Annotated in this window: 24 protein-coding genes; 11 read left to right on the forward strand and 13 right to left on the reverse strand. The window is 60.0% G+C overall.

The genetic code is table 11. The features are described 5' to 3' along the window. Positions 1-185: 185 nt before the first annotated feature. Both ycgZ and AC6I7Z_RS20230 read left to right on the forward strand, forming a co-directional pair. The gene (gene ycgZ / locus AC6I7Z_RS20225; protein WP_497815617.1) at positions 186-413 is read left to right on the forward strand and encodes a regulatory protein YcgZ; all 228 of its coding nucleotides are present in this window, start codon (positions 186-188) and stop codon (positions 411-413) included. Between the two features lie 108 nt (positions 414-521). Continuing rightward, the gene (locus AC6I7Z_RS20230; RefSeq protein WP_497815618.1) at positions 522-797 is read left to right on the forward strand and encodes a biofilm development regulator YmgB/AriR family protein; all 276 of its coding nucleotides are present in this window, start codon (positions 522-524) and stop codon (positions 795-797) included. A 242-nt stretch (positions 798-1039) separates the two neighbouring features. On the opposite strand, the gene AC6I7Z_RS20235 is transcribed toward AC6I7Z_RS20230, so the two are convergent. The 4 genes from AC6I7Z_RS20235 to AC6I7Z_RS20250 all read right to left on the reverse strand — a co-directional run bounded on the left by AC6I7Z_RS20235 (position 1040) and on the right by AC6I7Z_RS20250 (position 3504). Further along, positions 1040-1297, reverse strand: coding sequence for a hypothetical protein (locus AC6I7Z_RS20235; protein WP_497815619.1), 258 nt, complete (start codon positions 1295-1297; stop codon positions 1040-1042). Between the two features lie 80 nt (positions 1298-1377). Further along, the gene (locus AC6I7Z_RS20240; protein WP_497815620.1) at positions 1378-1839 is read right to left on the reverse strand and encodes a YlaC family protein; all 462 of its coding nucleotides are present in this window, start codon (positions 1837-1839) and stop codon (positions 1378-1380) included. Between the two features lie 137 nt (positions 1840-1976). Beyond that, positions 1977-2870, reverse strand: a complete 894-nt coding sequence (locus AC6I7Z_RS20245) for a dihydrodipicolinate synthase family protein (RefSeq protein ID WP_497815621.1) — start codon at positions 2868-2870, stop codon at positions 1977-1979. A 31-nt stretch (positions 2871-2901) separates the two neighbouring features. Next, on the reverse strand, positions 2902-3504 hold the full coding sequence (locus tag AC6I7Z_RS20250) for a helix-turn-helix domain-containing protein (protein WP_497815622.1): 603 nt from the start codon (positions 3502-3504) through the stop codon (positions 2902-2904). Between the two features lie 43 nt (positions 3505-3547). Between AC6I7Z_RS20250 and AC6I7Z_RS20255 the strand changes: the two genes are divergently transcribed. Next, positions 3548-4237, forward strand: a complete 690-nt coding sequence (locus AC6I7Z_RS20255; protein WP_497815907.1) for a B3/B4 domain-containing protein — start codon at positions 3548-3550, stop codon at positions 4235-4237. Between the two features lie 16 nt (positions 4238-4253). Here the strand turns inward: AC6I7Z_RS20255 and AC6I7Z_RS20260 are convergent, their stop codons facing one another. The 5 genes from AC6I7Z_RS20260 to AC6I7Z_RS20280 form a co-directional block, all read right to left on the reverse strand. Continuing rightward, entirely contained in the window at positions 4254-4511 is a 258-nt protein-coding gene (locus tag AC6I7Z_RS20260; protein WP_497815623.1) for a hypothetical protein, read from the reverse strand. Between the two features lie 343 nt (positions 4512-4854). After that, on the reverse strand, positions 4855-5040 hold the full coding sequence (locus AC6I7Z_RS20265; RefSeq protein WP_071997410.1) for a con-10 family general stress protein: 186 nt from the start codon (positions 5038-5040) through the stop codon (positions 4855-4857). Positions 5041-5235: 195 nt separating this feature from the next. Next, positions 5236-6492: a mechanosensitive ion channel family protein gene (locus AC6I7Z_RS20270; protein ID WP_497815624.1), complete on the reverse strand. Its 1257-nt coding sequence runs from the start codon at positions 6490-6492 to the stop codon at positions 5236-5238. Between the two features lie 185 nt (positions 6493-6677). Then, positions 6678-6881, reverse strand: coding sequence for a hypothetical protein (locus tag AC6I7Z_RS20275; RefSeq protein WP_033748479.1), 204 nt, complete (start codon positions 6879-6881; stop codon positions 6678-6680). A 220-nt stretch (positions 6882-7101) separates the two neighbouring features. Beyond that, entirely contained in the window at positions 7102-9243 is a 2142-nt protein-coding gene (locus AC6I7Z_RS20280) for a TonB-dependent siderophore receptor (protein WP_497815908.1), read from the reverse strand. 387 nt (positions 9244-9630) lie between these two features. Between AC6I7Z_RS20280 and AC6I7Z_RS20285 the strand changes: the two genes are divergently transcribed. The 4 genes from AC6I7Z_RS20285 to AC6I7Z_RS20300 are packed head-to-tail and all read left to right on the forward strand — an operon-like array spanning position 9631 to position 14502. Continuing rightward, positions 9631-10518: an ABC transporter substrate-binding protein gene (locus tag AC6I7Z_RS20285; protein WP_497815909.1), complete on the forward strand. Its 888-nt coding sequence runs from the start codon at positions 9631-9633 to the stop codon at positions 10516-10518. Beyond that, positions 10515-11441 carry an amino acid ABC transporter permease gene (locus AC6I7Z_RS20290; protein WP_497815625.1) on the forward strand — a complete coding sequence of 309 codons (927 nt, stop codon included), beginning with the start codon at positions 10515-10517 and terminating at the stop codon, positions 11439-11441. The genes AC6I7Z_RS20285 and AC6I7Z_RS20290 overlap by 4 nt, the downstream gene beginning before the upstream one ends. Further along, a complete protein-coding gene (locus AC6I7Z_RS20295; protein WP_427107365.1) occupies positions 11434-12195 on the forward strand; it encodes an amino acid ABC transporter ATP-binding protein in 762 nt (253 codons plus the stop codon). The genes AC6I7Z_RS20290 and AC6I7Z_RS20295 overlap by 8 nt, the downstream gene beginning before the upstream one ends. 24 nt (positions 12196-12219) lie before the next feature. Then, positions 12220-14502 carry a molybdopterin-dependent oxidoreductase gene (locus AC6I7Z_RS20300; RefSeq protein ID WP_497815626.1) on the forward strand — a complete coding sequence of 761 codons (2283 nt, stop codon included), beginning with the start codon at positions 12220-12222 and terminating at the stop codon, positions 14500-14502. Between the two features lie 10 nt (positions 14503-14512). Here AC6I7Z_RS20300 and AC6I7Z_RS20305 read toward each other — a convergent pair whose 3' ends face one another. Then, entirely contained in the window at positions 14513-15814 is a 1302-nt protein-coding gene (locus tag AC6I7Z_RS20305; protein WP_497815627.1) for an MmgE/PrpD family protein, read from the reverse strand. Positions 15815-16082: 268 nt separating this feature from the next. Here AC6I7Z_RS20305 and AC6I7Z_RS20310 point away from each other — a divergent pair, with 268 nt between their 5' ends. Further along, positions 16083-17156 carry an iron-containing alcohol dehydrogenase family protein gene (locus tag AC6I7Z_RS20310; protein ID WP_497815628.1) on the forward strand — a complete coding sequence of 358 codons (1074 nt, stop codon included), beginning with the start codon at positions 16083-16085 and terminating at the stop codon, positions 17154-17156. 39 nt (positions 17157-17195) lie between these two features. Beyond that, positions 17196-18497: an LLM class flavin-dependent oxidoreductase gene (locus AC6I7Z_RS20315; RefSeq protein WP_497815629.1), complete on the forward strand. Its 1302-nt coding sequence runs from the start codon at positions 17196-17198 to the stop codon at positions 18495-18497. A gap of 66 nt (positions 18498-18563) precedes the next feature. Here the strand turns inward: AC6I7Z_RS20315 and AC6I7Z_RS20320 are convergent, their stop codons facing one another. Beyond that, positions 18564-18965 (reverse strand): H-NS family histone-like protein, encoded by a 402-nt coding sequence (locus tag AC6I7Z_RS20320; protein WP_497815630.1) that lies wholly within the window; start codon positions 18963-18965, stop codon positions 18564-18566. A gap of 997 nt (positions 18966-19962) precedes the next feature. On the opposite strand from AC6I7Z_RS20320, the gene fhuE reads away from it, so the two are divergent. After that, positions 19963-22185: a ferric-rhodotorulic acid/ferric-coprogen receptor FhuE gene (fhuE, locus tag AC6I7Z_RS20325; protein WP_497815631.1), complete on the forward strand. Its 2223-nt coding sequence runs from the start codon at positions 19963-19965 to the stop codon at positions 22183-22185. Between the two features lie 134 nt (positions 22186-22319). On the opposite strand, the gene AC6I7Z_RS20330 is transcribed toward fhuE, so the two are convergent. Both AC6I7Z_RS20330 and AC6I7Z_RS20335 read right to left on the reverse strand, forming a co-directional pair. Next, complete coding sequence (locus AC6I7Z_RS20330; RefSeq protein ID WP_497815632.1) at positions 22320-23405, reverse strand: LLM class flavin-dependent oxidoreductase; 1086 nt, start codon at positions 23403-23405, stop codon at positions 22320-22322. Further along, a complete protein-coding gene (locus AC6I7Z_RS20335; protein ID WP_497815633.1) occupies positions 23405-24550 on the reverse strand; it encodes an acyl-CoA dehydrogenase family protein in 1146 nt (381 codons plus the stop codon). The genes AC6I7Z_RS20330 and AC6I7Z_RS20335 overlap by 1 nt, the downstream gene beginning before the upstream one ends. Positions 24551-24753: 203 nt before the next feature. Here AC6I7Z_RS20335 and AC6I7Z_RS20340 point away from each other — a divergent pair, with 203 nt between their 5' ends. Further along, positions 24754-25812, forward strand: coding sequence for an ABC transporter substrate-binding protein (locus tag AC6I7Z_RS20340; RefSeq protein ID WP_497815634.1), 1059 nt, complete (start codon positions 24754-24756; stop codon positions 25810-25812). Positions 25813-25819 lie beyond the last annotated feature (7 nt).

The raw sequence follows: 25819 nt of genomic DNA on the forward strand, positions 1-25819 counted from the left end.
TACCTGTCCGCTTTAAGACGCTGAAAGCCCGATAAAACGGGCTTTGCAGGCGATTTAGCACTTTTTGCACAAAAATAAGACCTGTACAACAATGCAAGGGCTGTACAACTTTAGGAGAGTTGTATAACTTTACTACAGGTTTTGATGACCACTATTTAATCGCTTGTTAACGCAGAGGGTTTACCATGCGCCAGAACGTTGTAATTTCAGATACCGTCCGCTATATGAGCGACGTCACGCTGCCGTCGCAGCAGGAAACGCTGGGTCAGGTTGTCACGGAGATCCTGCGTGCCGGTCAGAATCTCAACCGCAAAGCGCTCTGCTCGCGTCTGATCCGTCGCCTGGAGCAGGCCACGGGGCCAGAAGAGGAGCAGCAGCTGCATCTGCTTATCGGCATGCTGTTCAGCCGCTAATCGCTGGCGAACCCTTTATTCAGGTCACGCCGCGCGGTCTGGCCTGAGCATCACTCTTTCTGACGGCGCTGCGCATCATTCTCGCGGGCCATACTATAAGAACACAATATGCAAACTCAACAGAATGCTCAGCATAACGCGTCTGCCGAAGCCGACATTATTCATCACTTCCGCGAAGCGGGCGATCGTCTTGAGGCGGAGTCTCGCGTGCTGGATGCCGTGATTCGCGATATCGTGATCCATGGCAAACGCGTCACCAGCAAAGCGATCATTATCTATCTTATCGCTGAACTGGAGAGCACCACCGACGTGGTGCATCTTGATGTGCTGCGCCACTGCCTGGAAATCGTGGTAGGACGCACGCCGGACGATGAAGGTATCTAATCAGCGATGCGCCGTCGAGCCTGCGGGCGTCGGCGCAGCCGTTTCGAACTGGCCCTGAGACGCCATTACCGAACAGCTCACCGCGGCAGCAAGGGAAACGGCAATCCATATTTTCATCACTCTCTCCTGTTCATGTTTATTTCACTCTCTTTAGCCTGGCACGCGAGCGCGTCAGCGAAAGTCGCTATGATAAGAAAAGGAATTTTCTGAGAGCGAAGGAGAGGGCACAGGCGAATAACGCGTTAGTGCAGCAATCTTTCCGCCGAAGGACGCCCCGTCAGCGAGCCGTGCGTTCCGTAGTGCGCGCGCAGTTCGTCATGCACCTGATTGATCGCATGACGCATCGCCATCAGACGCTCGCTGTCCTGCTCCATTTTCAGCTGAAGCTGCAGCGTTTCCGTTACAGCGCGCCAGGAGATATCGGCGCCCGCGCTCACCAGCTGCATAACGGCTTCGCCGATAACAATATTCGTCATCTTCTCGTTTGCGTTATTTTCCATATTTCCTCGTCTCGCCTGAAACCTGGAAAAAGCTTAGCACAGGAGTAGCGAACTGCAGGACATCCTGTGCTCTCTCTAAACTAGCGTCTGAGACGATAGATATCGGCGAAGTAAAGATAGCCTTTCTTATCATACTGGCTTTTTAAGCGCGCCTTCTCGTCGACGCTAAGCACGTCGCCGGCAAGCAGCGACTGAATAAACGCATCGCGTACGTGAACTTCCATATACCAGTCGCCGGTATAGCAATTTTTCAGCGCGCCTCTGTCAATATCTTTTACTCGGTAGGCGGGATTGATATGGAAAAAGAAGAAGAAATTACAGATGGCGAAAATAGCGCAGCAAACAATATATTCAATGGTGCCGAATGATGAGGAATAAAGCAGCACGCCCATGGTAATGACAAACAGAAAGCACATCAGGCCATACAGTCCGGGGTATTGCTTAATAAAGGAGACGTCAAAATAGGGGCGGTCATTGCGATTCTCAGCGCGGTTTATTTGGTCCAGCTCTTGCTGCAACAGACTTTCTAATTCGTTATACATGCAACCACTCTCTGCTAAAAAATACGCCCAAAGTATAGATGAATCGCCTTTGATTAAACACCGCAAATAAACGCCATGCCAGCCAGCTTAATCAGGCCCTGGCCGCTCCTGCGCGGGGCGGCGTCTGCAACAATGTTTCAGGATAGCGCCAGCGCCGAAATAACCGCAGCGATCTCGGCCCGGTGCGCGGCTGAAAGCGGCTGGAGCGGACGCGGAAGGCAATCAGGATCGGTCACGCCCAGCACGCCTGCCGCCGCCGCCATCACGCGAATGCTCCCGCCGTGCTTGCGGTAGAGCGCCCACAGCGGACTCAGGCGCGCGGAGAGCTGGGTGACGCGCGCGCGATCGCCCTGGGCGGCGGCGACGGTAATCGCCTTCGCCGTCTGCGGAAACAGCCCGCCGCAGACGGAATACCAGAGATCGCAGCCCGCATTGAGCGCCGTCCCGGCAACAGCGTCCACGCTGACGCCAATAGCGATGTGTTGAGGCAGCAGGGCGCGCAGCTGATGAATATGGCTGCGCGCCTGTTCCGGCTCGTCCGGTACGCCAGGAATTTTTACTGACCTTATGTGAGGGAGCATGGCGATACGCCGATACAGGTCGGAAGAGAATGTAAAATGCGTCGTAGCGGGATTGTCATAAAGACAGACGGGCAGCGAAACGTGGCGCGACACCGTTTCAAACAGGCTGAATACCTCATCTTCGCTTAGTTTTTGATAGCTTACCGGCGGCAAAAGCAGCGCGCTGGCGCCTGCGCGCTGCGCGTCATCGGCCAGATGCAGCACTTCAGAGGTGCTGACGGCGCCGATACCAATCATCACCGGGATCTTCCCGGCCTGCTCAACCGCCAGCGTCGCGACGCGCGCTCTTTGCTGTCGCGTCAGATAAGCGTAGCTGCCCGTCGAACCCAGCGCGCAGATCGCGTCGACGTTGGCCGCTGTAAGCCGCGCAAGGATGCGGGCGAATCCTTTTTCATCAATACCTGAGGCGGTCACGGGCGTCAGGGGAAAAGCACTCAGTCCGGAAAACATAGCAAGCTCCAGTTTATTGTGTCCAGGCGCGTCAGAGCGCTTTTTCATGCACCGTCATAGTAAAAATGAGCGGCTCATCGCCGGCGCAGGCGTAGCTATGCGCCGTATCGGTGGCGGCGACAGCGGAATAGCCGGCCTCCAGGGTAAAAGCGTCGCCATTTACCGTTAACAGCAGCGTCCCGGCCGTCACATGCAGCAGCTCAGTGGTTTCCGGCGGATGTCCTGGAGAGGTGAATATGTCACCGGGATAAAGCTCCCACCGCCACAGTTCAACCATATTGGGTCCACTGGTGCCCGCCAGCAATCTGGCGCTCCCGCCGTGCTCTCCCTGCCACAGCAGGGGGATCTGTTCAGGCGGAAGAATATGCACTTTGGGATCGCTGGCGACGTCAACAATATCGGCGACAGAGACGCCCATCGCCGCCGCGAGCCGACAAAGCAGCGCAATGCTGGGATTAGCCTTGCAGGCTTCGATCTCGACCAGCATCCCTTTACTGACGCCAGCCCGGCGCGACAGCTCGTCCAGCGATAATTTTTTTTGGCTGCGGTACAGCTTGATCCGGGCAGAGATCGCCTCGTTCACCGCTGCTGCATCGGCGCCAGCCTCGGTCGTTATGTTGACTTTTTTGGTCATCGGTCGATATTATGCAATAAATTAGTCATTACTGGATTATGAGATCTCTTCAATGGTGCCGTCAATCAGTTCAGATATCTGTCATATCGCCCCAGGGTTCCGCGCATTAAGCATTGTGGTGAAGGTTGCCGCCGTCCGCTCTCCGCAGTTCGGCACGGAGGCGCTGCGCGAAGCGTGCGCAGCGGTGCTTGCCGGCAAGCCGGAGTGGGCGGATGCGCATCTCAACGCCTGGAGCGAGGTGTTTCAAGCTTTTGGCGCGAAACCTAAACGCACGCCATGCTCAGCAGAGGCGCTGCGTAAACGCGTCATTCGTGACGGCGGCATGGCGTCGCTCGATCCAGTCGTCGATCTCTATAACGCGGTTAGCCTGCGCTACGCTATTCCGGTCGGGGGAGAGAACCTCGACGCCTACGTCGGCACGCCAGCGCTGGCGATCGCTGACGGCACGGAAACCTTCGATACCTTCAAAAATGGGCAGCCCGCCGTTGAAACGCCAGAGGCAGGCGAAGTGATCTGGCGTGATGATCGGGGGGTTACCTGCCGCCGCTGGAACTGGCGGCAGGGAGTCCGAACCCGCCTGAGCGTAACGGATAAGAAAATGTGGTTTATTCTTGAAAGCCTGCCGCAAATGCCGCTTGAGGCGCTCTACGCTGCCGGGCAGATGCTGACCGACGGAGTGGAGAACATCATGCCGGGTTCAGCGTGCGAATTGACGCTGGTAGGGCCGATATAAACGCCGAACTGCGCCCTCAGGCGCGCGAAGAAAAAATAAAGTGAGTATCGGTTTCGCTGATCAAATAGAGGCTTTTCGCTTCGCCGCTGGGCGAAACGAACACCACACCCTGACCGATGCTGAGCGGCGCGAAGACCTCAACCGGCTGGTTTTCTTTCTGGATCTCAAGCAGCATGCGCGACTCAAACGCGCGATCGGCAACGCTGTCGAGATGGTAGTTGCAGCTAAAAGAAAGTTCAGGCTTATCGAGTATATAGAACTGTCCGGACGGCATAAGCTTGACCTCGTTCAGGGAGAGCTGTGCGGCAAAAACGCCAGCGATGACCTTAGTGTAGCCATAAAAGGGGGGAGAGGCGTGAAAGAAGTGGTCTGCTTGCCTGATGATGATTTATTAGCGTGCTAATAATTTCGTTAGCAAGAAAAGTTAAAGCGCATACCGGGTTTTATGAGACTATTCTTAAGCCCCTTCAAGAGCTAAGCCATTGCGAGTGCCGGAGATAAGCGCCGGATGGGGCACGCGTATTCTGGCAGGTCGCCTTCGGGCGGCCTTTTTTATGCGCGTCAGAAGCGCGAAAGGAAACCGCCATTCCATGGCGAACAACATTCCAAAAGGCACCTTACTCAGAATTACCTGGCGGACGACGGCTCTTCTGTCCTCCTTTCCGGCCGGCTTCCCTGGCTCTGTCAGGATTGTTCCTGAAATTGCCTCCGCTGGCTTTGCCTCCCGCGCTGCCCGCTTCTTTGGCACGATCCGGATCGTTAGCAAAATTACCCGCGCCACCTCTGTATTTCTGTTGTGTCATAGGTAGAACTCCTATCAATGTTCCATAAGATAAAAGGACTAGCTAGTCACGCATTAAGCGTAGCCCGGCGCACCGCTTAATCAAGCGAATGCCGCAGCAAAAGATGCTGATTTTTCTGGCCGTTAATCAGAGAGATGCCGCTGCGCGCAGCGGCATAGAGAAAAGGTCAGCGACGGTCTGAACATACTGGCTATGTCAGGCGAAAGGCGAGCGGTTTTCCTCTGACGCCTGCGCGCGATCGCGCGAAAGACGCCAGAAATCGGAGCCGGAAGGGTGCTGATAGATGCGCAGCGAAAAAAGCCCGGCAACCGCATAGATATATTCAAAAATCGCCGACTGCGAATTTTCATAGTCGGCCCACAGCGTCGACGAGGTAAAACAGTAGACCTCGATCGGCAGTCCGTCCGGCGAGGGTTTGAGCGCGCGCACCACGATATACATATCCTTGCGAATGTCGTCGCGCTGCGCCAGCCAGGCGGTCAGGTAGTGGCGGAACACGGTGAGATTGGTCATGCCGTTTTCAATAAACCAGCGATCGCCCACGGCGCTAATGTCGCGCCCGTCGAGCAGCACCGAAAGCGGTTCGCTGACGCCGCGCAGCTGGGTCATCGACTGCAGCATCTCCTGATTCACAAAGGTGACGGAGTCGAGATCGAGATAAAAGCTGCGCATAATGCGCCGCGCGCCCGACGAAAACATCGCCTGCCAGTTGGTGTAGGTTTCCGTCAGGAAATTTTTAGTGGGAATGCGCGAGATGGTGTTATCCCAGTTGCGGATAGTAATGGTATGCAGGGCGATATCGGTGACTTCGCCGCTAAGATTTTTATCCGGCATCTCTATCCAGTCGCCGAGCTGCAGCACGTCGTTAGAGGAGACCTGAATGTTGGCCACCAGCGACAGCAGCGTATGCTGAAAAACCAGCATTAATACCGCCGCCGCCGCACCCAGGCTGGAAATAATAATCACCGGCGATTTATTCGACATAATCGCCAGGATCATAATCGCCGATAAAATATGCACCAGAATTTTGCCGACCTGAATATAGCCTTTGATCGAATGATTCTTACGCTTCGATTTTTTCGAATAGGAGCTGTTGACGATCTCCAGCACTTCATTAAAAAAGAGCGACAGATAGATAAAGAAGAGAATGCCGCACAGCGTCCGAATGGCAATTTGCAGATGTTCGGGCAGTTCAGGCATAAACTGCAGCAGATAATAGACGGTGATAACCGGAATAAAGTTGGAGAGTTTTTCCGATATCCTGACATCTTTATCCAGCGGCACATCGCTTTTATGGGTGCTGAAAAAGACTTTGCGCACCACTTTGACCACGAAGAATTTGCAGACAAGGTGCGCAATCATACCGGCGAGAACCAGCAGAATAATATTGAAGGTGGCGGAAAGCGCGACGTTCCCCTCAATAAAGCCCATTAATTCGTTAAAATAGTGCATTTTTACCACGTACTGAAAAAGGTAGAGCGAAAGTTAAGCATAAAACAGAGGCGGATGATAAGCGACGAATGCGTCGTTAAGGAACAGCGGCAAGAGGACAACGCCCAGACAAAGCCGGGCGAGGGGCGCCAGAACGACGGGTTAAGACTGAGTAAGCCGACCGTCTTATCCCGCCGCGCGGGGCGTCAGAGCAGAGAATCGGGATTGGCTTTAGCGGCTTTTTTCTCCTCTTCGACAGCCTGCACCGGATCGGCAGCGCTCAGCCAGCGATCGAATTTCTGGTAGGTCTCGATAAAGGATTTAAAGTAAACGGTAATGCCGGTGACATTCTCTTTTCGCTCCATATAAGCCACCGCCAGTTTAAACGCATCCTGATTTTCAAATTTCACGGGCTTTACTCTCCTGAATTACGGGTTTATTCAGCGTAGCCTGGCGTCGAAACCCGCGCCTGCGCATCTGTCTGCTTTTTCCCGCAAGGCGCGGCGGAGTGTGACGACGCATGACCCGCAGCGGCAGCATCATAACCCCACGCGCCTCGCTTTACATCAGGTTAAATCAGCAATCTTTCTGCTGCTGGCCGCCGTCGCGCAACGGCGGCGGCGCAGCCGGTCAGAAGTTGTACGATACCCCGGCGTACCAGGCGCGGCCTGGCTCGTTATAGGTCGACGCGCCCGCGTTCTCGCGATAGATGCGCTTATCGAGCAGGTTGCTGACGCCCGCGTTGGCGCGCAGGTTTTTTGTCAGGTCGTAGTTGAGATTCAGGCCCAACACCGAGTAGGCGCCAACCTCACGCTGCGACAGATTGTTCACCTCCAGCCGCGATTCGGAAAACTCGCGCGGCTTCTGGCGGCCGTACATCGTCCAGTTGATATTGCCGGAAAGGTCGCGCGTCATCTGCCACTCAAGCTGCGAGTTGATGGTGTATTTGGGAATAATCGACAGCGGATTGCCGGTCTCTTTATCTTCCGACTTCAGCATATAGGTGGCGTTGCTGCGCCACTCCAGCGTATCGGCGATCAGCGGCACCGTCAGGTTGCCTTCCAGCCCTTCAACCACCGCTTTGCCGCCGTTTTCCCAGCGCAGAATGTTATAGCCGTTAGAGGCGATGCCTACGCGCTCGCGGCCAGAGACGATCTTGTTTTTATAATCGTTGCGGAACCAGGTGATGCCCGCCACGTAGCCCTGATGAGTGTACTCGATGCCCAGCTCTTTGTTCACGCTCACTTCCGGCTCCAGATCGTCGCTGCCCAGCAGATAACAGCTGCCCGACGCGATATCCTTCGGGCAGCCGTTGCCGCGTGTCGAGAGCAGATAGCCTTCGGTGGACTGATAGAGGTTCGGCGCTTTGAAGGCGCGGGCGATGCCCGCCTTAAGCGTGAAGTCGTCTCCCAGAGCCTGCGACAGGTTCAGACTCGGACTCCAGTTGGCGCCGAAGCTGTTGTGGTAGTCGAAGCGGATGCCGGGAATAACCTCGGTCGAGTCGGTCGCGGCGATATTATCCTCGAAGTAGAGCGAGCTGAGGGTCGCGCTGTTCTTGCTGCTGCGATCCGCTGCGTTGCCGCTGACGCCGCCGATATTAACGCCCGCCTGGTTGGCGGCCTGCATCGAGGCGGGATCGTTCAGCTTGTCATGGTTCCACTCCGCGCCCAGCGTTACCGTCTGGTCGCGCAGCCAGTCGAGCGGGAAGTTAATCTCCGCGTTGCCGCGGTAGCTCTCCAGTCGGCTGGTGGCGAATTTATCGCTGTTGATCATGCCCTCCACGCTGCCGCCGGAGCCTTCCTGCAGGCGCGTGTTATTGGTTTTTTCGTAATTGAACGTCAGCTTCGACAGGCCCCAGTCCCAGATGCCGTTGTGCGCCAGGCCGTAAGACTGGCGGTAAAGACGGTTGGTTTCACTGCCGACCAGCGACTCGACCAGGCCGTTGGCGCTGTTATTGCCGTTGCTGTTTTGCGTGTCGCCGGCGTAGATATTGCCCTGACGGCTGTAGCCGTATGAGAAATCAAGGATCTGCTCTGGGGTGATCTTCCAGGAGAGCACGCCATTGATATCTTTATTACGCACGCCTTCGCGACCCGCGGCATAGGAGCCGTTCTGCGCGGTATTAATGTCCCAGGCGTCGGCATCGGTTTTATTGATGTTGCCATAGAGGCGCATGGTCAGCGCGTCGCCCGCCAGCGGCCCGCTCAGGCTGAAGTTGGCGCGTTTGGTGGCGCCCTCTTTGCTGTCTTCGGGCTGGTTGGTAAACAGCGAAAGGGAGCCGTGCCAGTCGTTGGTGGGTCGTTTGGTAATAATATTCACCACGCCGCCCGCCGCGCCGGAGCCGTAGCGCGCCGCCGCCGGGCCGCGGATCACCTCGATACGCTCCACCATTTCCGGCGGCACCCAGTTGCTGTCGCCGCGCGAATCGCGCTCGCCGCGCCAGCTGTAGCGCACCGCGTTGCGTGAGGAAACCGGCACGCCGTCAATCAGAATCAGGGTATTTTCCGGCCCCATGCCGCGAATATCGATCTGACGATTGTTGCCGCGGCTGCCGCTGGCGCCGTTGCCGGTCAGATTGACGCCGGGCATTTTACGGATGATGTCGGAGAGATCGTTCACCGGCGGGCTTTTTTCAATATCTTTGGCGGTAATGGTGGAGACGCCGGGCTGCTGCTTGAGTATCTGTTCGGCGGTGACCAGCATCGTCTCGTCGTCAGCCAGCTTTTCCGTCTCTTCCGCACCGACGCCGGTGGCGCTCAGCATGCCGACCATCAGCAGGGCGCAGGGGCGCTTTCTGAAATCTACCGTTACATTCACTTAAACTTTCTCCCTGATACGTTAACGAGTGTAAGTAAATGCGCATGATAGTGATAATGATTCTCATTGTATAGTTGGCGTCAGCATATTTACATTGCTGGACAATGGGTTAAAAAATGGGCGACGCGTTACGCGCGTAATGAGCCAGGGTTTTGTCAGCCGTTCAGAACTTCCTCAGAGGCACGCCGCGCTAATGCCTGTTTCGGCAATGCTTAGCGTTTTTTCGCATTTGTTAAGCCTGCCTCTCCTCCTTGAGAATAAAGCCGTCTGGCCGTTTAGATACTTATCTACTTTTCCCGCAAGGGATTTTATTTGATCAGGAGAAAGATCCCCGTGAAACTCATGCAAGGCGTCACCTACATCGCTTTCGCTCTGGCCGCGCAGGGCGCGATGGCCGCCGACACCTCGGTGCCGACCGACAGTTCACTGCATGTGCAGGCGGATCCCGCGCTGAAAAGCCTGGTGCCTGCCGCTATCCTGCAGCGCGGCTATATTGTCGCCGGGACAAACCCCAACACGCCGCCGACCACCTTCTATAAAGAAGACAATAAAACCCTGGCCGGGCGTGAAATCGACGTGATGAACGCCGTCGGCGAACGGCTTGGCGTCGCGGTGCAGTGGCGCGACACCGGCGGCTTCGACAATATCATTCCCGGCCTGAAAACCGGCCGCTACGATGTGGCGCTCTCCAACATCAACGCCACCCAGGCGCGCCTGAAGCAGGTCGATTTCGTCGGCTACTACAACGCCAGCCGACTCGGCATTATCTCGCTAAAAAGCGCCAGCATCGCGCCGTTCACCACCTTCGACGCGGTCTGCGGCAAAGAGGTCGGCGCGGGGGCAGGCACCACGCAGATCACCCGTCTGGAAGAGGCGAGCAAAGCCTGCGAAAGCGCAGGCAAGCCGCCGATTAAAATCGCCGTTTTCCCGGATCGTCCGGCTGGCGTACAGGCGGTGGTCAGCGGGCGCGTGCCGATGTTCTTCGGGCCTTATGAAGGACTGACCTGGCAGGTGAAACTGATCAAGCCGCTGACCATGAGCGGCGAGATCAGCGTCAACGACGCGCCGGTTTCCGTGGCGTTCCCGAAAGATTCACCGCTGGAGCCTGCGGTGCAGGCGGCGCTCAATTCGCTGATCAAAGATGGCAGCTACCAGAAGATCCTCGATCGCTGGGAGATCGGCTTCGGCGCGGTGAAAGAGGCGAAACGTAATCAGGAGATCTTCCAGTGAATCCAGAACCGCATCGCGCTGACGAGCTGCGCATCGTCGGCAAACGCTACTATGGCCGCTGGCTGAGCGCGCTGCTGGTGCTGCTGTGCGTGGCGGCGATGGCCCACTCGATGATCAATAACCCACGCTTCGAATGGGGCGTTATCGCCGACAACTTTACCGAAGCGTCGATTCTGCAGGGCGTTTTGATGACCCTGCAGCTAACGGCGATTTCGGTGGTGCTGGGGTTCGCCTTCGGCACGGTGCTGGCGCTGATGCGCCTCTCCTCGAATCCGGTGCTGGTGGCGGTAAGCTGGGCTTACACCTGGTTCTTTCGCGGCGTGCCGATGCTGGTGCAGCTGTTTCTCTGGTACAACATCGCCGCGCTCTATCCCACGCTCTCTCTGTCGCTGCCGGGCGTCGGCGAGCTGTGGAGCGCCCAGTCCAACGCGCTGGTCAGCCCGTTCAGCGCCGCCGTTATCGCGCTGGTGATGCACCAGTCCGCCTACGCGGCGGAGATCGTGCGCGCCGGCATCCAGAGCGTCGGCAACGGGCAGCTTGAGGCGGCGCGCGCGCTCGGCTATCGCCCGGCGCAGATCTTCCGCTTCACCATTCTGCCGCAGGCGATGCGCGCCATTCTGCCGCCGGCAGGCAATGAGGTGATCGGCCAGCTAAAAACCACGGCGGTGGTGTCGGTGATCTCGCTGCAGGATGTGCTCTTTTCCGCGCAGATCATCTATCAGCGCACCTATGAGGTGATCCCGCTGCTGCTGGTGGCGACGCTCTGGTATCTGCTGATGACTTCGGTGCTGTCGATCGGACAGTTCTACGTCGAACGCTATTTCTCGCGCGGCGTAGCGCGCGGTCAGTCGCGCACCCTGTGGCGCAGTTTGCTCAACGGCTTTACCCCGACGCGCAGCGAAAGGAGTATCACCCATGGCTGAGGCAATCGCCCTGCGTAACGTGACCAAACGCTTTTCCGGCGTCACCGTCCTCGACGAGGTCGATCTCGATATTCCGGCCGGTTCGGTGACGGTGATCCTTGGGCCGTCCGGCTCGGGCAAATCGACGCTGCTGCGCTGCATCAACCATCTGGAAAAGCTGGATGGCGGCACTATCCGCATCGGCGGCGAGCTGGTGGGATACCGGCAGAAAGGTCAGGCGCTGCATGAGCTGAGCAGCGGCGAAGTGGCGCGCCAGCGCCGCGACATCGGCATGGTGTTTCAGCAGTTCAATCTCTTTCCCCATCGCACGGTGCTGCAAAACATCGCCGACGCGCCGATACGCGTGAAAAAGGCGCCGCGCCAGCAGGCGCTGGAAAAAGCGCGCGCGCTGCTGCAGCAGGTCGGGCTGGCGGGTCGGGAAGAGGAGTGGCCGCAAAATCTGTCGGGCGGACAGCAGCAGCGCGTCGCCATCGCCCGCGCGCTGGCGATGGATCCTGGCGTGCTGCTGTTTGACGAGCCGACCTCGGCGCTCGATCCCGAACTGGTGGGCGAGGTGCTGCAGGTGATTAAGCAGCTGGCGCACTCCGGCATCACCATGGTGATCGTCACGCACGAGATCGGCTTCGCGCGCGAAATCGCCGACACTCTGGTATTTATGGAGAGCGGCCGGATTGTTGCCGCCGGGCCGACGCAGCAGGTGCTTGACGATCCCAGCAACGGGCGCGTGCGCAACTTCATCGCAACGGTGCTTTAGGCGCCATTTCTCCGCAGGACGACCATGACCGACACTATGCACAGCGCCCACTGGGGCGCATTTCGCGCGCGCCGCGACGGTGACAGCCTGACGATTACCCCATTTAGCGCCGACCCCGATCCCAGCCCGCTGCTGGCGAACCTGCACAACGCGCTCGCGCATCCGGCGCGCGTGGCGCGGCCGATGGTGCGGCGCGGCTGGCTGGAGAACGGGCCGGGCCCCGACGCGCGTCGCGGCCTGGACAGCTACGTGGCGGTGAGCTGGGAAGAGGCTTACGCGCGGGTAGCGGACGAGCTGCGGCGCGTCGGCGAGCGTTACGGGCCGGCCGGCATTTTCGGCGGATCTTACGGCTGGTCGAGCGCCGGACGCTTTCATCATGCGCAAAGTCAGGTGCACCGCTTTCTGAATACCGTAATGGGCGGCTATGTGCGCTCGGTTAACAGTTACAGCTCCGGCGCGGCCTCGGTGCTGCTGCCGCATATCGTCGGCGATATGAACGAGATTGCGCGGCGCGGCGTCAGCTGGGAGACGATCGCCGAGCACAGCGACGTGGTGCTGGCGTTCGGCGGACTGGCGCTGAAAAATTCTCAGGTGGCGAGCGGCGGCCTTAGCGAGCACACCGAGCGCGGCTTTATGCAGCGCGCCGCCCGACGCGGCACGCGCTTTATCTCCGTCAGCCCGCTGAAAAGCGATCTACCCGATGAAGCGGGCGGCGAATGGCTGTCGCTGATCCCCGGCACCGACGCGGCCCTGATGCTGGCGCTGCTGCATGAGCTGACCACGCAGGGCCTGACCGACGACGACTTTCTGGCGCGCTATACCCACGGCTGGCCGACGCTCAAAGCCTACCTGCTGGGCGAAGAGGACGGCATTACGCGCGATGCCGACTGGGCCGCCGCTCTCTGCGGCCTGCCTGCGGCGCAGATCCGCGCGCTGGCGCATGCGCTGCACGGCAAGCGGGTGTTGATCACCGTGGCGCACGCCCTGCAGCGCGCGCAGCATGGTGAACAGCCGGTCTGGCTGGGACTGGCGCTGGCGGCCGCGCTGGGGCAGCCTGGCCTGCCCGGCGGCGGCTTTACCTATGCGCTCGGCGCGCTGGGGCACTACGGTAAACACCATAATCTGGCGAGCTTTCCGGCGCTGCCGCAGGGTAAAAACGGCATCGACCGCTTTATTCCAGTGGCGCGCATCGCCGATATGCTGCTGCATCCCGGCGAAAAATTTCACTATAACGGGCGTCATCTGACCTATCCCGACATTCGGCTGGCCTACTGGGCGGGCGGCAACCCGTTTCACCATCATCAGGATCTGGCGCGGCTGCGTCAGGCCTTTTGCCGCCTCGATACGCTGATCGTCCATGAGAGCGCCTGGACGGCCAGCGCGCGCCACGCGGATATCGTGCTGCCCGCCACCATGACGCTGGAGCGTGAAGATGTCGGCGGGGCGCCGACCGACCGCCATCTTATCGCCATGCAGCCGGTGGCGGCCCCGTACGGCGAGGCGCGGGATGATTACCAGATTTTCAGCGAGCTGGCGCGGCGCCTGGGACGTGAGGCGGCCTTTACCGAAGGGCGCGACGCGCGCGGCTGGCTTGAACATCTCTATGCGCAGCTGCAGGAAAAGCTGGCGGCGCATCAGGTAGGGCTGCCCGATTTCGCCGCCTTCTGGCGGGAAGGCGTGGTGACGCTGCCGCAGCTGCAGGATGGCGGCCGCATGATCAATGCGTTTCGCGCCGATCCAGCGGCCCATCCGCTGCCGACGCCCACCGGGAAGATTCAGATCGCTTCCGACGCCATCGCCGGTTTCGGCTATGAGGATTGTCCCGGCCATCCGGTCTGGCGCGCGCCGCGCGAGCAGCCCTCTGCAAACTATCCTTTCTGGCTGATCGCCAACCAGCCGGCGACGCGCCTGCACAGCCAGCTCGATTTTGGCGACTACAGCCGCAGCGGCAAGCGCAACGGGCGCGAGGTTTGCAGCCTGCATCCGCTGGATGCGCAGCGGCTGGGCATCGGCGATAACGACGTGATTGAGCTTTACAACGCGCGCGGGCACCTGCTGGCGAGCGCCGCGCTCACCGAGGCGATCAGGCCCGGCGTGGTGCGGCTGCCGACCGGCGCCTGGTACGATCCGGTCGATCCCGCCGCGGCGCGGCCGCTCTGCCGTCACGGCAACCCCAACGTGCTGACGCAGGATATCGGCACCTCAGCGCTGGCGCAGGGCTGCACCGGCCAGATTGCCGTGGTGAACGTCAGAAAATATATCGGCGACGCGCCGCCGGTCGCCGCCTTTACGCCGCCGCAAGGCTAAGCGACAGTCGCTACAGCGCGGCGATCAGCGTCTGCGCCAGGCGGCGCAAATCCTCATCACTGCGCAGCGCGCTGCAGGCCAGCAGCGCAGGCTGCCCGTCCAGCGCCGCGCGCAGCTTGCCGGCGACGTCCACCGGCGTCGCCAGCGACTGCTGACGGGTGCGCCGCTGGCGCAGCTGCGTGCCGTCGTGGAGAAACAGCGTCACCTCATGGAAGCGCAGCCCAGGATTGATGGCGTCTGGCGGCGCATCCGCGTCGGGCTGGCGCGCCACCTTCGCCGCCAGCGCCATAATCTGCGGATTGACTTCGCCTTCGGCAAAGTCCGCCATGCGCAGGTCGCCGTAAATCAGCATGGCGGCGATGACATACTCCAGGCTAAAACGCGCCTCAATGCCGTTTTTCGGCTGGCGCACCGAGGCGGCGATATCGCCGCCGGGCGGAAAGGCCACGGTTATGCGATCGATAGCGCTCAGCAGCTCTGGTGTCGAACCGCTCCAGCGCTGGCGGATCTCGCGCGTCGCCTCCGCCGCGCTGTGCGTGCCGGCGCAGGTGGCGAAGGGCTTGAACTCCAGGCCCGGCGCGACGATGCGCCAGGGCGCGCCCCAGTTTTCCAGCAGCTTTTCAGGCTGCGCCTCCCGCGCGCTGCCCAGCGAAATAAAGGCCTCCAGCACGCCCTCCGCCTGCCCGTCAAACCCCGCCAGCGCCAGCTGCGTGGCGCGCACCGCGCGCTCGGCGGCGAAACCGGCGTGCAGCGGCTTCACCGCCGAGCCGAACTGGGCGCGCAGGCCGCTCGCCTCGGTGGCGGCGATGCCGAGCAGCACCGCGGTCTGCCGTGCGTCCGCGCCGCTAAAGCGCGCCAGCGCGGCGGCGGCGGCCAGCGTGCCGAGCGACGCGGTATTGTGGTAGCCGAGCGTGTAGTGGCTCTGCGTCATCGCCAGCCCGAGCCGGCCGGCCATCTCCACGCCGATGATAAAGGCGTCAAGAAAGCGCGCCGCGTTAAAGACGTTGTTCTCCGCCGCCCACGCCAGCAGCGCAGGCAGGATCACCACGCTGGGATGGCCGCGAAAGTCGGCGTGAAAGTCGTCATAGTCGAGCGCGTGCGCGGCGTAGCCGAGCAGCAGCGCGCGCGAGGCCGGGCCGCTGTCGCCGTAGATCGTTTTCAGCAGCGGCAAGCCGCTGTCCGGCGCCTGTTGGTTGAGTATCGGCCAGCCTACGGCGAGAAAATCCTGCACCCCTTCGCGTGCGCGCTGGCGCGCAGTCGGGTCAGGTTGGGAAGCGCTAATCAGCTGGCTAAGCTGCGCGGTGAGGTTCACGGCGTCGCCGCCAGATAAGGGAAAAAACGCATCGTCATCTCCGAACGAAAAAGCAGAACCCAGAGGGTAGCAATAAAGGCGCCGCGCTCTATATCTGAAATATCGCTAAGCTAATGCGAATTTGTAGAGAGGCGAGGCGGTATAAGGCGTTGCTTAAATTAGCGTTTGTCGTACTATGCCCTGCATACGCCACGCGCATGGGCAACCTTATTAACCCTCTGTTTACCCGACCTTTTTAGCGGGCAGCAGATCCACAGCAGGATAAGTCGTGTTAGCCATCAAATCGCCGCAAGCCTATCTACAGCAGGCCGGGATCCGCGCGCGGGCCGGAGAGCATATTCGTCCCATCGCCACCCATCTGCGCATTTTTTCCTCGCCGCGCGCCTGGCAGGCGGTGAATCCCGAACTGACTCAAAGCCTTGAGAGTCAGGGCATCCGCTGGCAGCTGGAGCTGCTCGAGGGTGAATGCACCGACGAGGCGATTAGCCAGCTTCAGGCCAATACGGCGCAGCAGGGCGCGGAGGCGATTCTGGCCGTCGGCGGCGGGCGCGTGCTGGACTGCGCCAAAGCGGCGGGCGATGGGCTGGATAAGGTCGCGGTGATCAACTTTGCCACGCTGGCCGCCACCTGCGCCGCCTGGTCGCCGGTGGCCATCGTCTATAACGCGCAGGGCGCGCATCTGCGCAGCCAGCCGCTGCGCAATATGCCGGCGCTGGTGCTGGTGGACAGCGAAATCATCGCCCGCAGCGACGTGCGCTACCTGAAAGCGGGCATTGTCGATGCGCTGGCCAAGTGGTATGAGTTTCGCCCCTATCAGCGCCATAATCCCGACAGTCTGGCGCTCGACCTGAAGGTCATGGCGGCGCAGCGCGCGGTGGACGCTTATCGGCAGTGGGGCGACGAGGCGGTAGAGGCCAACCGGCAACGCCAGGTGACCTTTGCGCTGGAGCGCATCATCGACGCGAATATCGTGCTGGCTGGACTGGCCAACAGTATGCGCGATACGCTACCGACGCCCGGCTACGCCCACGCGATCCATAATCGCCTGACCGGCCTGCCGGAGCTGCATCACTGGCTGCACGGCGAGAAGGTCGGCTACAGCCTGCTGGTTCAGTCTTTTATGGAGCAGGGCAACGGCGAACCGGACCCGGCGCTGGTGGCGCTGCTGCGGCGCTTCGACGCTCCGCTGAAGCTGCCCGCACTGGCGGGCGATCGCGCGGCGGCGCTGCATCGTCTGGCCGCTGAAGTGCGTTTTCCGGCCGCCAGCGCGGCGCGTCTGCCGTTCGAGGTTTCGCCCGCGGCGCTGGAGCAGGCGCTTATCGCCACCGATCATTTTTCATAGCCGCCTGAAGACGGCTCTTACTGCAATCAGGGAAATAATATGGACAGTTCATCTGCAAAAAATCGTCTGCGTCTTGGTCTTTTCGTTCAGCCGGTAGGGCATCACGTGAGCGGCTGGCGCCTGACCGAAGAGCTGGGCGCGCCGACCGATATCGACTGGCTGATTCGTCTGGCGCAGAAAGCGGAAGCGGGACGTTTCGACCTCTTTTTCGTCGGCGACGCGCTGGCGACCAGCATGTATCGCCTGCCCTCTACCATGGCGCGCCTCGAGCCGCTGACCATGCTGTCGGCGGTGGCGGTCAATACTCGCCGTATCGGTCTGGCCGCCACCGCATCGACCACCTTCAGCGATCCCTTCACCATGGCGCGCACCTTCTCCTCGCTGGATCATATCAGCCGCGGCCGCGCCGCATGGAACGTGGTGACGTCGTTCTCCGCCGACGTGGCGAAAAACTTCAGCCGCGACGATATGCCGAACCACGCCGAGCGCTATGCGCGCGCGCGCGAATTTCTGCAGGTGACCAGTAAACTGTGGGAAGGCTGGGAAGAGGGCGCGGTCCAGCCGGATCCGGCATCGGGCCACTATTTCGTTAACGAAAAGATCAGGCCGATTAACCACGTCGGCGAGCATTTCCAGGTGCAGGGCCCGCTGAATATCACCCGTTCTCCGCAGGGGCGTCCGGTGATTATCGAAGCGGGCTCCTCCGCCGACGGGCAGAAGCTGGCGGCAGAGACCGCCGAAGTGGTCTTTACCGCCGCCGCCAGCCTGGAAGAGGCGCAGGCGTTTTATCAGTCGCAGAAGGCGCAGGTCGCAGCCGCAGGCCGCAACCCGGATCACGTGGTGATCATGCCGGGCGTGATGCCGATTGTCGGCCGCACGCGTGACGAGGCGAAGGCGCTGTGGAAAGAGCTGAACAGGCTGGTGGATATCGACAACGGGCTGAAACAGCTCTCGCTGCGCTTTGGCATGGATCTCTCCAGCTATCCGCTGGACGGCCCGGTGCCGGAAGTGCCGCTGGGCGAAGGCAACCAGAGCCGCGTGAAGCTCATGACCGATATGGCGAAGCGCGAGAATCTGACGCTGCGCGAGCTGGCGGCGATCGCGGCGGGCTCGCGCGGGCACCGGGTCATTGTCGGTACCGCAGAGGATATCGCCGACGACTTCCAGCTCTGGCTGGAGCAGGGCGGCGCGGACGGTTTTAATATTATGCCGGCCATTATGCCGGAGCAGCTGGATCTGTTTATCGAGCTAGTGATCCCAGAGCTGCGCCGTCGTGGCCTGTTCCCGACCGATTATGCCTACGCCACGCTGCGTGAAAACCTCGGCCTGCCGACGGTCTGATCTGGCCGTCGCGCAGAAGCCGCAGGGCAGCAATAAAAAAAGGCGCTGATATCAGCGCCTTTCTTATTAGATCAGGAACTCGTCGAGCGAGCCGCCTGCATCCAGCACTTTTTTGATCGGCGAAGGCGTGCGGCCCTGACCGGTCCAGAATTTGGTTTCGCCGGTTTCATCTGTGAACTTATATTTTGCCGGGCGCGGCGCGCGTTTCGCTTTGGGTTTGCTTTCGTTCTGCGCCAGATCGGCCAGATCGGAAATATCGATGCCGTCTTTCAGCAGCATCTCTTTATACAACGCCAGCTTCTCCGCTTTTTCTTTTTGCGCGGCTTGTTCAGCATTCACTTCTTCACGGCGTTCTGCGACAACGACAGAGAACTTCTCGAGCATTTCGTTTAACACGTCGAGCTCAATTTCACGTGCCTGAACGCGCAGCGTACGAAGATTATTCAATGCTTTCAGCGCATCACTCATGGATATAACCCTTAACGAATAAAAATATGTAAAGCGCGCAGTTTACGGTAAAAAATAGATAAAGGAAATAAGCGAAAGCACAGAGAGTATCATTAAATTGATAGCCCGTTGCTACCTCGCCCGGGTTAATGTATTCGCATAAAACAACCCGCACAAATATAACGCAGCAGGACGGTGGGCACGCAACGAATAGTTTTCGCGCGGTTGTCGTTAAAACGATCAAGTTACGGCTTCGCGTTAATTTTTAAACGCAGCGGCTCTTATCTTGCTGATAAAAGGGAGATTAACTCATCTGCATCGCTATTTCAGCCTGCTATTTTACAGGTCATCTGTACAATGATGCCAAATTGATAAGTGAAAAGAAGTTATAAACCGATTAAAACGGCCACCCTTTGCACAGCGTTATCATTAACCTTTGCAATACTTACCTCTCGTAAGCGTTAGTGGCTATTTAGCGCAGCGTGGCGGTAGTGACGCGCGGAACACTATCCGCCGCTTAAAAAGCTCGCATTGTTTCACTATTTCATCATCTGGAATAAATCTTCTTCAGCCGCAGAGACGCTTATATTAAGCCGCCGCCAGTTAACCCATTAATAAGATTTTTGCTATTCCGGGTAAGCGCACCGGTTATCGACCGCGCCAGATCTCCAGCATCGTGAGCGCGACCCCAGGCTTTTTTTATGCATCACGCGGCGGGCTTTCGGCCTGCGGTCCGGCAATCGGCCCGATCAGCCGTCGCCTGACTTTCCTGTAGATTCCAGTTTTTACGCGGCATCCCCGCATAAAGCCATTATAAATCAGTGATATGCCGCTGAATCTTTACTGATTAACCTTTGCAGCATTTATTAACAATTGCTTGCAATGATAATGACAATGCGTATATTTCTCATTTGCTTTATTACAGCATCACGTCAGGACAGCGTCCTGCGGCCGGAGAGGCGAGTCGATCCGGCAACCCGTGGCAGCCATACCCAATAATGAAAAAAGAGGAAGAGTGATGTCTTTTGATGTTCAGCGCGTCAGGGAATACCGCGCGGGCGATTGCGCCTGCGCCATGAAACAGCCTCTGCAACGCTCGCTGCTGGCGGTGCTGATCGCCGCCAGCGTCGCGCAGAGCGCTCAGGCTGCCGATACGACCGCCGCAGGCGAACAGACGCTTGTGGTCGACGCCAGCGCCAGCAGCACCGGGCAGCAGGACGCGCGCGATTACAGCGTGCCGATTACGCGCGCCGGCACCAAAATGGCGCTGACCGCGCGCGATATTCCGCAGTCGGTCACTGTCGTCAGCAAGCAGCGCATGGAGGATCAGCAGCTGCAGTCGCTGAATGACGTGCTGCATAACACCATGGGCATCACCGGCGTCAGCAGCGATATGGATCGCACCAGCTATTACGCCCGCGGTTTCCCCATCGATAACTTTATGGTCGACGGCATTCCAACCACCTTCGCCTCGCGCTGGAACCTGGGCGACGCGCAGTCCGATATGGCGCTCTATGAGCGCGTGGAAGTGGTGCGCGGCGCGACCGGCCTGATGACCGGCCCCGGCAATCCTTCCGCCGCCATCAATATGGTGCGCAAGCACGCCGACAGCAAAGAATTTACCGGCAGCGTCTCCGCGACCTACGGCAGCTGGGGCAAGCAGCGCTACGTCGCCGACCTCTCGACGCCGCTCAACAGCGACGGCAGCGTGCGCGGCCGCCTGGTGGCAGGCTATGACGATAAAAACAGCTTTATCGAGCGCTACGGCGCCACCAAACAATTCGTTTACGGCGTAGTTGACGCCGATCTTACCGATTCCACCACGCTTTCCGTCGGCTATGAGTTCTCGCAGGTCGATACCGACTCGCCGATGTGGAGCGGCACGCCGCGCTGGTACACCGACGGCACGCAGATCCATTCCCGTCGTGGTTTCAACACCGCGCCGGAGTGGGCCTATAACGATAAAGAGAACAAAAAAGTCTTCGTTAACCTGAAGCAGGATTTCGACAACGGCTGGAACATCACGCTGAACGGCACCCACAATGAGATGTTCCTCGACAGCAAACAGCTCTATCTCGACGGCTACTTCGATAAAACTACCGGCCTGGGCGTGTCGCAGTACGCAGACTATCCGGTGGTGGGCGGAACCGGATACAACACCGGCAAGCGCAAGGTCGATGCGGTCGACGCTTTCGCCAGCGGCCCCTACGAACTGCTGGGTCGTCAGCATGAGCTGATGGTCGGCGTTAACTACAGCCGTCAGGACAATAAATATTACAGCTCCTGGGCCAATATCTCGGCGGACGAGCTGGGCAACTACAACAACTTCAACGGCGATTTTCCTGAAACTGACTGGGGCCCGCGCGAGCTGACGGCGGACAGCACCACGGTTCGCCAGAAATCGGTTTATCTGGCGACGCGCATTTCGCTGGCCGATCCGCTGCATCTGATCCTGGGCGCGCGCTACACCAACTGGAATCGTCAGACGCTGGCCACCGGCGAGGAGCTGGAGAAGAACAACACCACGCCGTACGGCGGGCTGATTTACGACTTCGCCGAAAACTGGTCCGCCTACGCCAGCTATACCTCGGTGTTCCAGCCGCAGGATTACCGCGACAGCAGCGGCGCCTTCCTCTCGCCGGTGATCGGGAAAAACTACGAGGTGGGCGTGAAGTCCGACTGGCTCAATAGCCGCCTGACCACCACGCTCTCCGTATTCCGCACCGAGCTGGATAACGTCGGCGAAGATACCGGGCAGATTATTCCGGGATCGCAGTCAACCGCCTACGCGGCGAAAGATGGCGTTGTCAGCCGCGGCGTCGAGTTTGAGCTGAACGGCGCGCTGACCGACAACTGGCAGATGACCGTCGGCGGCACCACCTATCTGGCGCAGGATCGCGACGGCAACGCCTATAACTCGCAGCTGCCGCGCACCAGCTTCAACCTGTTCACCAGCTATCGCCTGCCGATGCTCGATCAGCTGACGCTCGGCGGCGGCGTGAACTGGCAGACGCACACCTGGCAGGATGTCGGCGCGCCGGAAGGCAACGGCACCTGGCACGCGAAGCAGGGCAGCTATGCGCTGGTGGATCTCTTCGCGCGTTATGAGGTGAATAAAAACCTGTCGCTGCAGGCCAACCTGAATAACCTGTTCGATAAAGAGTATGACACCTGGGTCGGCGCCTATAACGTCTATGGCGCGCCGCGTAACTTCTCGGTATCGGCGACCTATCGGTTCTGAGTGAATAACGTTACAAAGGCCGCATAAGGCAACGGCGACGTAGTTTACTCTGCGTCGCCGTTTTTGTTCCGGTAAGGGTTAACGCCGCCAGAATCCACACTCAATAGTGCAGATATGGCAGCCCCCACATAACCCTACGCCGCTGACGCGCGCGCTGCGTCATACGCCGCGACGCGTTCGCGGATCTTCGGCAGCAGCAACCGCCCGTAATCCGCCGCGTCGCGCAGCTGATCGAAGCCGCGGAACAGGAAGGTGGTGACGCCGAGCTTGTAATATTCCAGCGCCGCCTCGGCCACCGTCTCCGGCGCGCCGACCAGCGAGGTGGAGTTGCCCGCCGCGCCGGAAAGGGCGGCGATGCCGGTCCACAGGCAGCTGTCATAGACCCTGCGCGCCGTCGCCAGCTGATACAGCCGCTGCGAGCCGGTATTGCTGTCGGGCTGAATCGCCTTGCCGCCGATCCTCGCCTGCGCCTGCGCGAGCAGATGGTCAGCGCGCTGCCAGGCCTCTTCATCGGTCGCGCCCAGCACCGGACGCAGCGACAGGCTGAAGCGGATCTGATCCTCGCGGCCATATTTCTGCGCCGCGGCGCGCACCTGAGCGATTCGCTCTTTTACCTGCTCCAGCGGCTCGCCCCACATCATATAGACGTCGGCATGGCGCGCGGCGATCTCCACCGCCGCATCCGACGCGCCGGAAAAGTAGATCGGCACGCGCGGCTGCTGGTACGGCTTCACCTCGGTAAAGTTCTCCCGCACCTGATAGCAATCGCCCTCATAGCTGAACGGCTGCGTCGACGTCCATACCTGCTTCATCACCTCCAGATATTCGCCGCTGCGCGCATAGCGGCTCTCCTTATCGAGAAAGTCGCCATCGCGCTGCAGATCGCCGCTGTCGCCGCCGGTAATCACGTTGATCGCCGCGCGCCCCTGGCTGAGCTGGTCCAGGGTGGCGAACTGGCGCGCTGCGAAGGTCGGCGCCTGAAAGCCGGGCCGGTGCGCCACCAGCAGCCCGAGCTTATCGGTGAGCGCCGCCACGTAGCTGGCGATAATCATCGAGTCCGGCGCGCGGCTATTCACCGCCAGCAGCACTTTGTCAAAACCCGCATACTCCTGCGTCTGGGCAAAGGCTTTGATAAAAGGCAGATCCACCACCTGACCGTTGCCGCCATCGGTCTCGCTCGCTTTATGCGCGCCGACCAGACCTATAAATTCCAGCGTCATCATTTACTCCTGTCGGATAAAAGGGCCGCTTTGCCGGCGGCGGTGAAAATAACATCGTCCTGCGGCGTATGGATCCGGCCGCACAATACATTGCGCAGGTGGCGTTCGAGCGGATTGGCGCGCGTCAGCGCGTGATTGCCGATATGCTCGACCATCAACTGCACGCTGCGAATGGCGTTATCGATAGTGACCTGTTTCACTTTCGCCGCGTCGGCCGCGGCGATCTGGCCAGCCGCCGCGCCGTCGAGTAGCGTGCGGCTGGTAAACAGCAGGGTTTCGATGCGGCCCGTCAGCTCCTGAAAGCGCGGCAGGCTCGCCAGCGGCTGGCCCAGGTTGGCGGGCACGCGCTGCTGCAGAAAGCGGATAAATTCACGCTGCGCCGCGCGCGCCACCGCGTCATAGAGCGTGCCCAGCAGCACCGCCATCCACAGGCTCTCCTCCTCGTTGAGGGCAGGGCGCGGCGCGCTCAGGCGGCTGACGTTGACCGCATTTTCCAGCGGCACCCAGACCTCCTCCAGCACCACGCGGTGGCTGCAGGTCGCGCGCATGCCCAGATGATCCCACTCCTCTTCGATGCGGATGCCGGGCGCGGAGGCGGGCACCAGCCAGGCGCCGACCAGCGGATCCGCGTCGTCGCTGCGCGCCCAGACCAGAAACCAGCTCAACCCGACGCTGCCGGTGGAGTAGATTTTCTCGCCGCTGATGCGCCAGCCGTCGGCGGCGCGTCGCGCCGTGGTGGCGGGCAGGCCGCCGCGCGCGGGCGTGCCCAGCTCCGGCTCGACGCGCAGCGCATTGATCAACGCGCCTTTTTGCACGATGCTCTGCGCCACCTGGCGGCGCACGTCGGCGGGCCAGCTGGCGTCGTCGCCGAGCCGACGGGCGTTCAGGTACTGCATTATCAGGATAAGCGCGGTGGAGGGTTCGCCCTGCGCCACCGCCGCGATCGCCGCGCGACACGCCGGCAGATCCGCGCCGCCGCCGCCCGCCGCCGCAGGCAGCGCGAAACTGAGCAGGCCGTGCTGGCGCAGCAGCGCGAAATTGGCCGTGGGAAATTCGCCGCGTCTGTCGACCTCCGCCGCGCTGCTCGCCAGCGTCTGGCTAATTACCGGCAGCAGCTCGTGAAGATATTCGCTAAGCGCCATCATCTTGCCTCAGTGATTCAGGGGGGATTTTTCGATTCTTTATTTTTCTCCCGGCGAAGTAAAAGCATTAAAGCGGATAACCACATGCGTAATCGGCATAATTTACAGGCTGGTTGCCCTCTCCTTTTCCCATTACTCTGCCCCTGACATCATATTTCTTTGATATTTCATTTCCGGGAAAGGTTATTTCATTCGGGGGAAAAAGCATGCCAGTAAATAGCGTTTTATCTCGTCGGCAATTTTTGCATTATTCCGCCGCGGCGCTTGCCGCCAGCGCCATTTCGCCGCCGCTCTGGGCGGATAACGCCATGCCTGGCATGGCGATGCCGCACGATCTGCTGCAGGGCGGCGCAGGCAAATGGGCGCTGGCAAAGCCGACGCCGGTGCGTCTGGCGGTCAACCTCAACGCCATCTGTCTGGCGCCGGTCGTGGTGGCGGATCAGCATCAGTTCTTTAAAGCGCACAACCTGGAGGTCGAGTTCGTTAACTTCGGCAACTCCACCGAGCTGCTGCTGGAGTCGATCGCCACCGGCAAGGCGGAAGCGGCGGTCGGCATGGCGCTGCGCTGGCTCAAGGCGCTGGAGCAGGGCTTTGACGTTAAGCTGACGGCGGGCACCCACGGCGGCTGTATGCGGCTGCTGACGCGCGACGACGGGCCAACCTCGCTGCAGGCGCTGAAAGGCAAAACCATCGGCGTCACCGATATGGCGGGCGCGGATAAAAACTTCTTCTCGCTGCTGCTCAAGCGGCACGGCGTCGATCCAAACACTGACGTGGACTGGCGCGTTTTCCCGCAGGACTTACTGCCGATGGTGCTGCAAAAAGGGGAGATTCAGGCGGCGAGCGGCTCGGATCCGGTGATGTGGCGTCTGACCCAGCAGCCGGGCTATCGGGAGGTCGCCACCAACCTCAGCGACGACTATGCCAACCTGAGCTGCTGCGTCATCGGCACGCGCGGCAGCCTGATCCGCGATCGCCCTGAAGTGGCCGCGGCGATTACCCACGCGATTTTGCAGGCCCACGCCTACGCCGCGCAGCATCCTGAGGTGATCGCCCAGGCCTTTAACAGCAAGGCGTTGAATACCAGTCCTGCAGAGATCGCCAGCGTGCTGAAAACCCATACCCACGGCCACTATTCGTCAGGGGACGCCTTTGTGAAAGAGATCGATATCTACGCGCGCGACCTGAAAGCGATCAACGTGCTGCGCCCGGAAACCGATCCACTGCTGTTCGCTAAAGGCATCACCGCGAACGTGCTGGCGTAAAAAAAAA

Source organism: Pantoea sp. X-Soil-MYKO-1289, assembly GCF_059730625.1.

Bases quoted from the DNA above. Each gene is read 5' to 3' on its own strand.
- AC6I7Z_RS20280 (WP_497815908.1), bottom strand. From the start codon at position 9,243: ATGGTCGGCATGCTGAGCGCCACCGGCGTCGGTGCGGAAGAGACGGAA.
- AC6I7Z_RS20270 (WP_497815624.1), bottom strand. From the start codon at position 6,492: ATGCACTATTTTAACGAATTAATGGGCTTTATTGAGGGGAACGTCGCG.
- AC6I7Z_RS20230 (WP_497815618.1), top strand. From the start codon at position 522: ATGCAAACTCAACAGAATGCTCAGCATAACGCGTCTGCCGAAGCCGAC.
- AC6I7Z_RS20260 (WP_497815623.1), bottom strand. From the start codon at position 4,511: ATGCCGTCCGGACAGTTCTATATACTCGATAAGCCTGAACTTTCTTTT.
- AC6I7Z_RS20295 (WP_427107365.1), top strand. From the start codon at position 11,434: ATGGCTGAGGCAATCGCCCTGCGTAACGTGACCAAACGCTTTTCCGGC.
- fhuE (WP_497815631.1), top strand. From the start codon at position 19,963: ATGTCTTTTGATGTTCAGCGCGTCAGGGAATACCGCGCGGGCGATTGC.
- ycgZ (WP_497815617.1), top strand. From the start codon at position 186: ATGCGCCAGAACGTTGTAATTTCAGATACCGTCCGCTATATGAGCGAC.
- AC6I7Z_RS20285 (WP_497815909.1), top strand. From the start codon at position 9,631: ATGCAAGGCGTCACCTACATCGCTTTCGCTCTGGCCGCGCAGGGCGCG.
- AC6I7Z_RS20235 (WP_497815619.1), bottom strand. From the start codon at position 1,297: ATGGAAAATAACGCAAACGAGAAGATGACGAATATTGTTATCGGCGAA.
- AC6I7Z_RS20320 (WP_497815630.1), bottom strand. From the start codon at position 18,965: ATGAGTGATGCGCTGAAAGCATTGAATAATCTTCGTACGCTGCGCGTT.
- AC6I7Z_RS20335 (WP_497815633.1), bottom strand. From the start codon at position 24,550: ATGATGGCGCTTAGCGAATATCTTCACGAGCTGCTGCCGGTAATTAGC.
- AC6I7Z_RS20340 (WP_497815634.1), top strand. From the start codon at position 24,754: ATGCCAGTAAATAGCGTTTTATCTCGTCGGCAATTTTTGCATTATTCC.
- AC6I7Z_RS20330 (WP_497815632.1), bottom strand. From the start codon at position 23,405: ATGACGCTGGAATTTATAGGTCTGGTCGGCGCGCATAAAGCGAGCGAG.
- AC6I7Z_RS20265 (WP_071997410.1), bottom strand. From the start codon at position 5,040: ATGACACAACAGAAATACAGAGGTGGCGCGGGTAATTTTGCTAACGAT.
- AC6I7Z_RS20315 (WP_497815629.1), top strand. From the start codon at position 17,196: ATGGACAGTTCATCTGCAAAAAATCGTCTGCGTCTTGGTCTTTTCGTT.
- AC6I7Z_RS20240 (WP_497815620.1), bottom strand. From the start codon at position 1,839: ATGTATAACGAATTAGAAAGTCTGTTGCAGCAAGAGCTGGACCAAATA.
- AC6I7Z_RS20250 (WP_497815622.1), bottom strand. From the start codon at position 3,504: ATGACCAAAAAAGTCAACATAACGACCGAGGCTGGCGCCGATGCAGCA.
- AC6I7Z_RS20245 (WP_497815621.1), bottom strand. From the start codon at position 2,870: ATGTTTTCCGGACTGAGTGCTTTTCCCCTGACGCCCGTGACCGCCTCA.
- AC6I7Z_RS20300 (WP_497815626.1), top strand. From the start codon at position 12,220: ATGACCGACACTATGCACAGCGCCCACTGGGGCGCATTTCGCGCGCGC.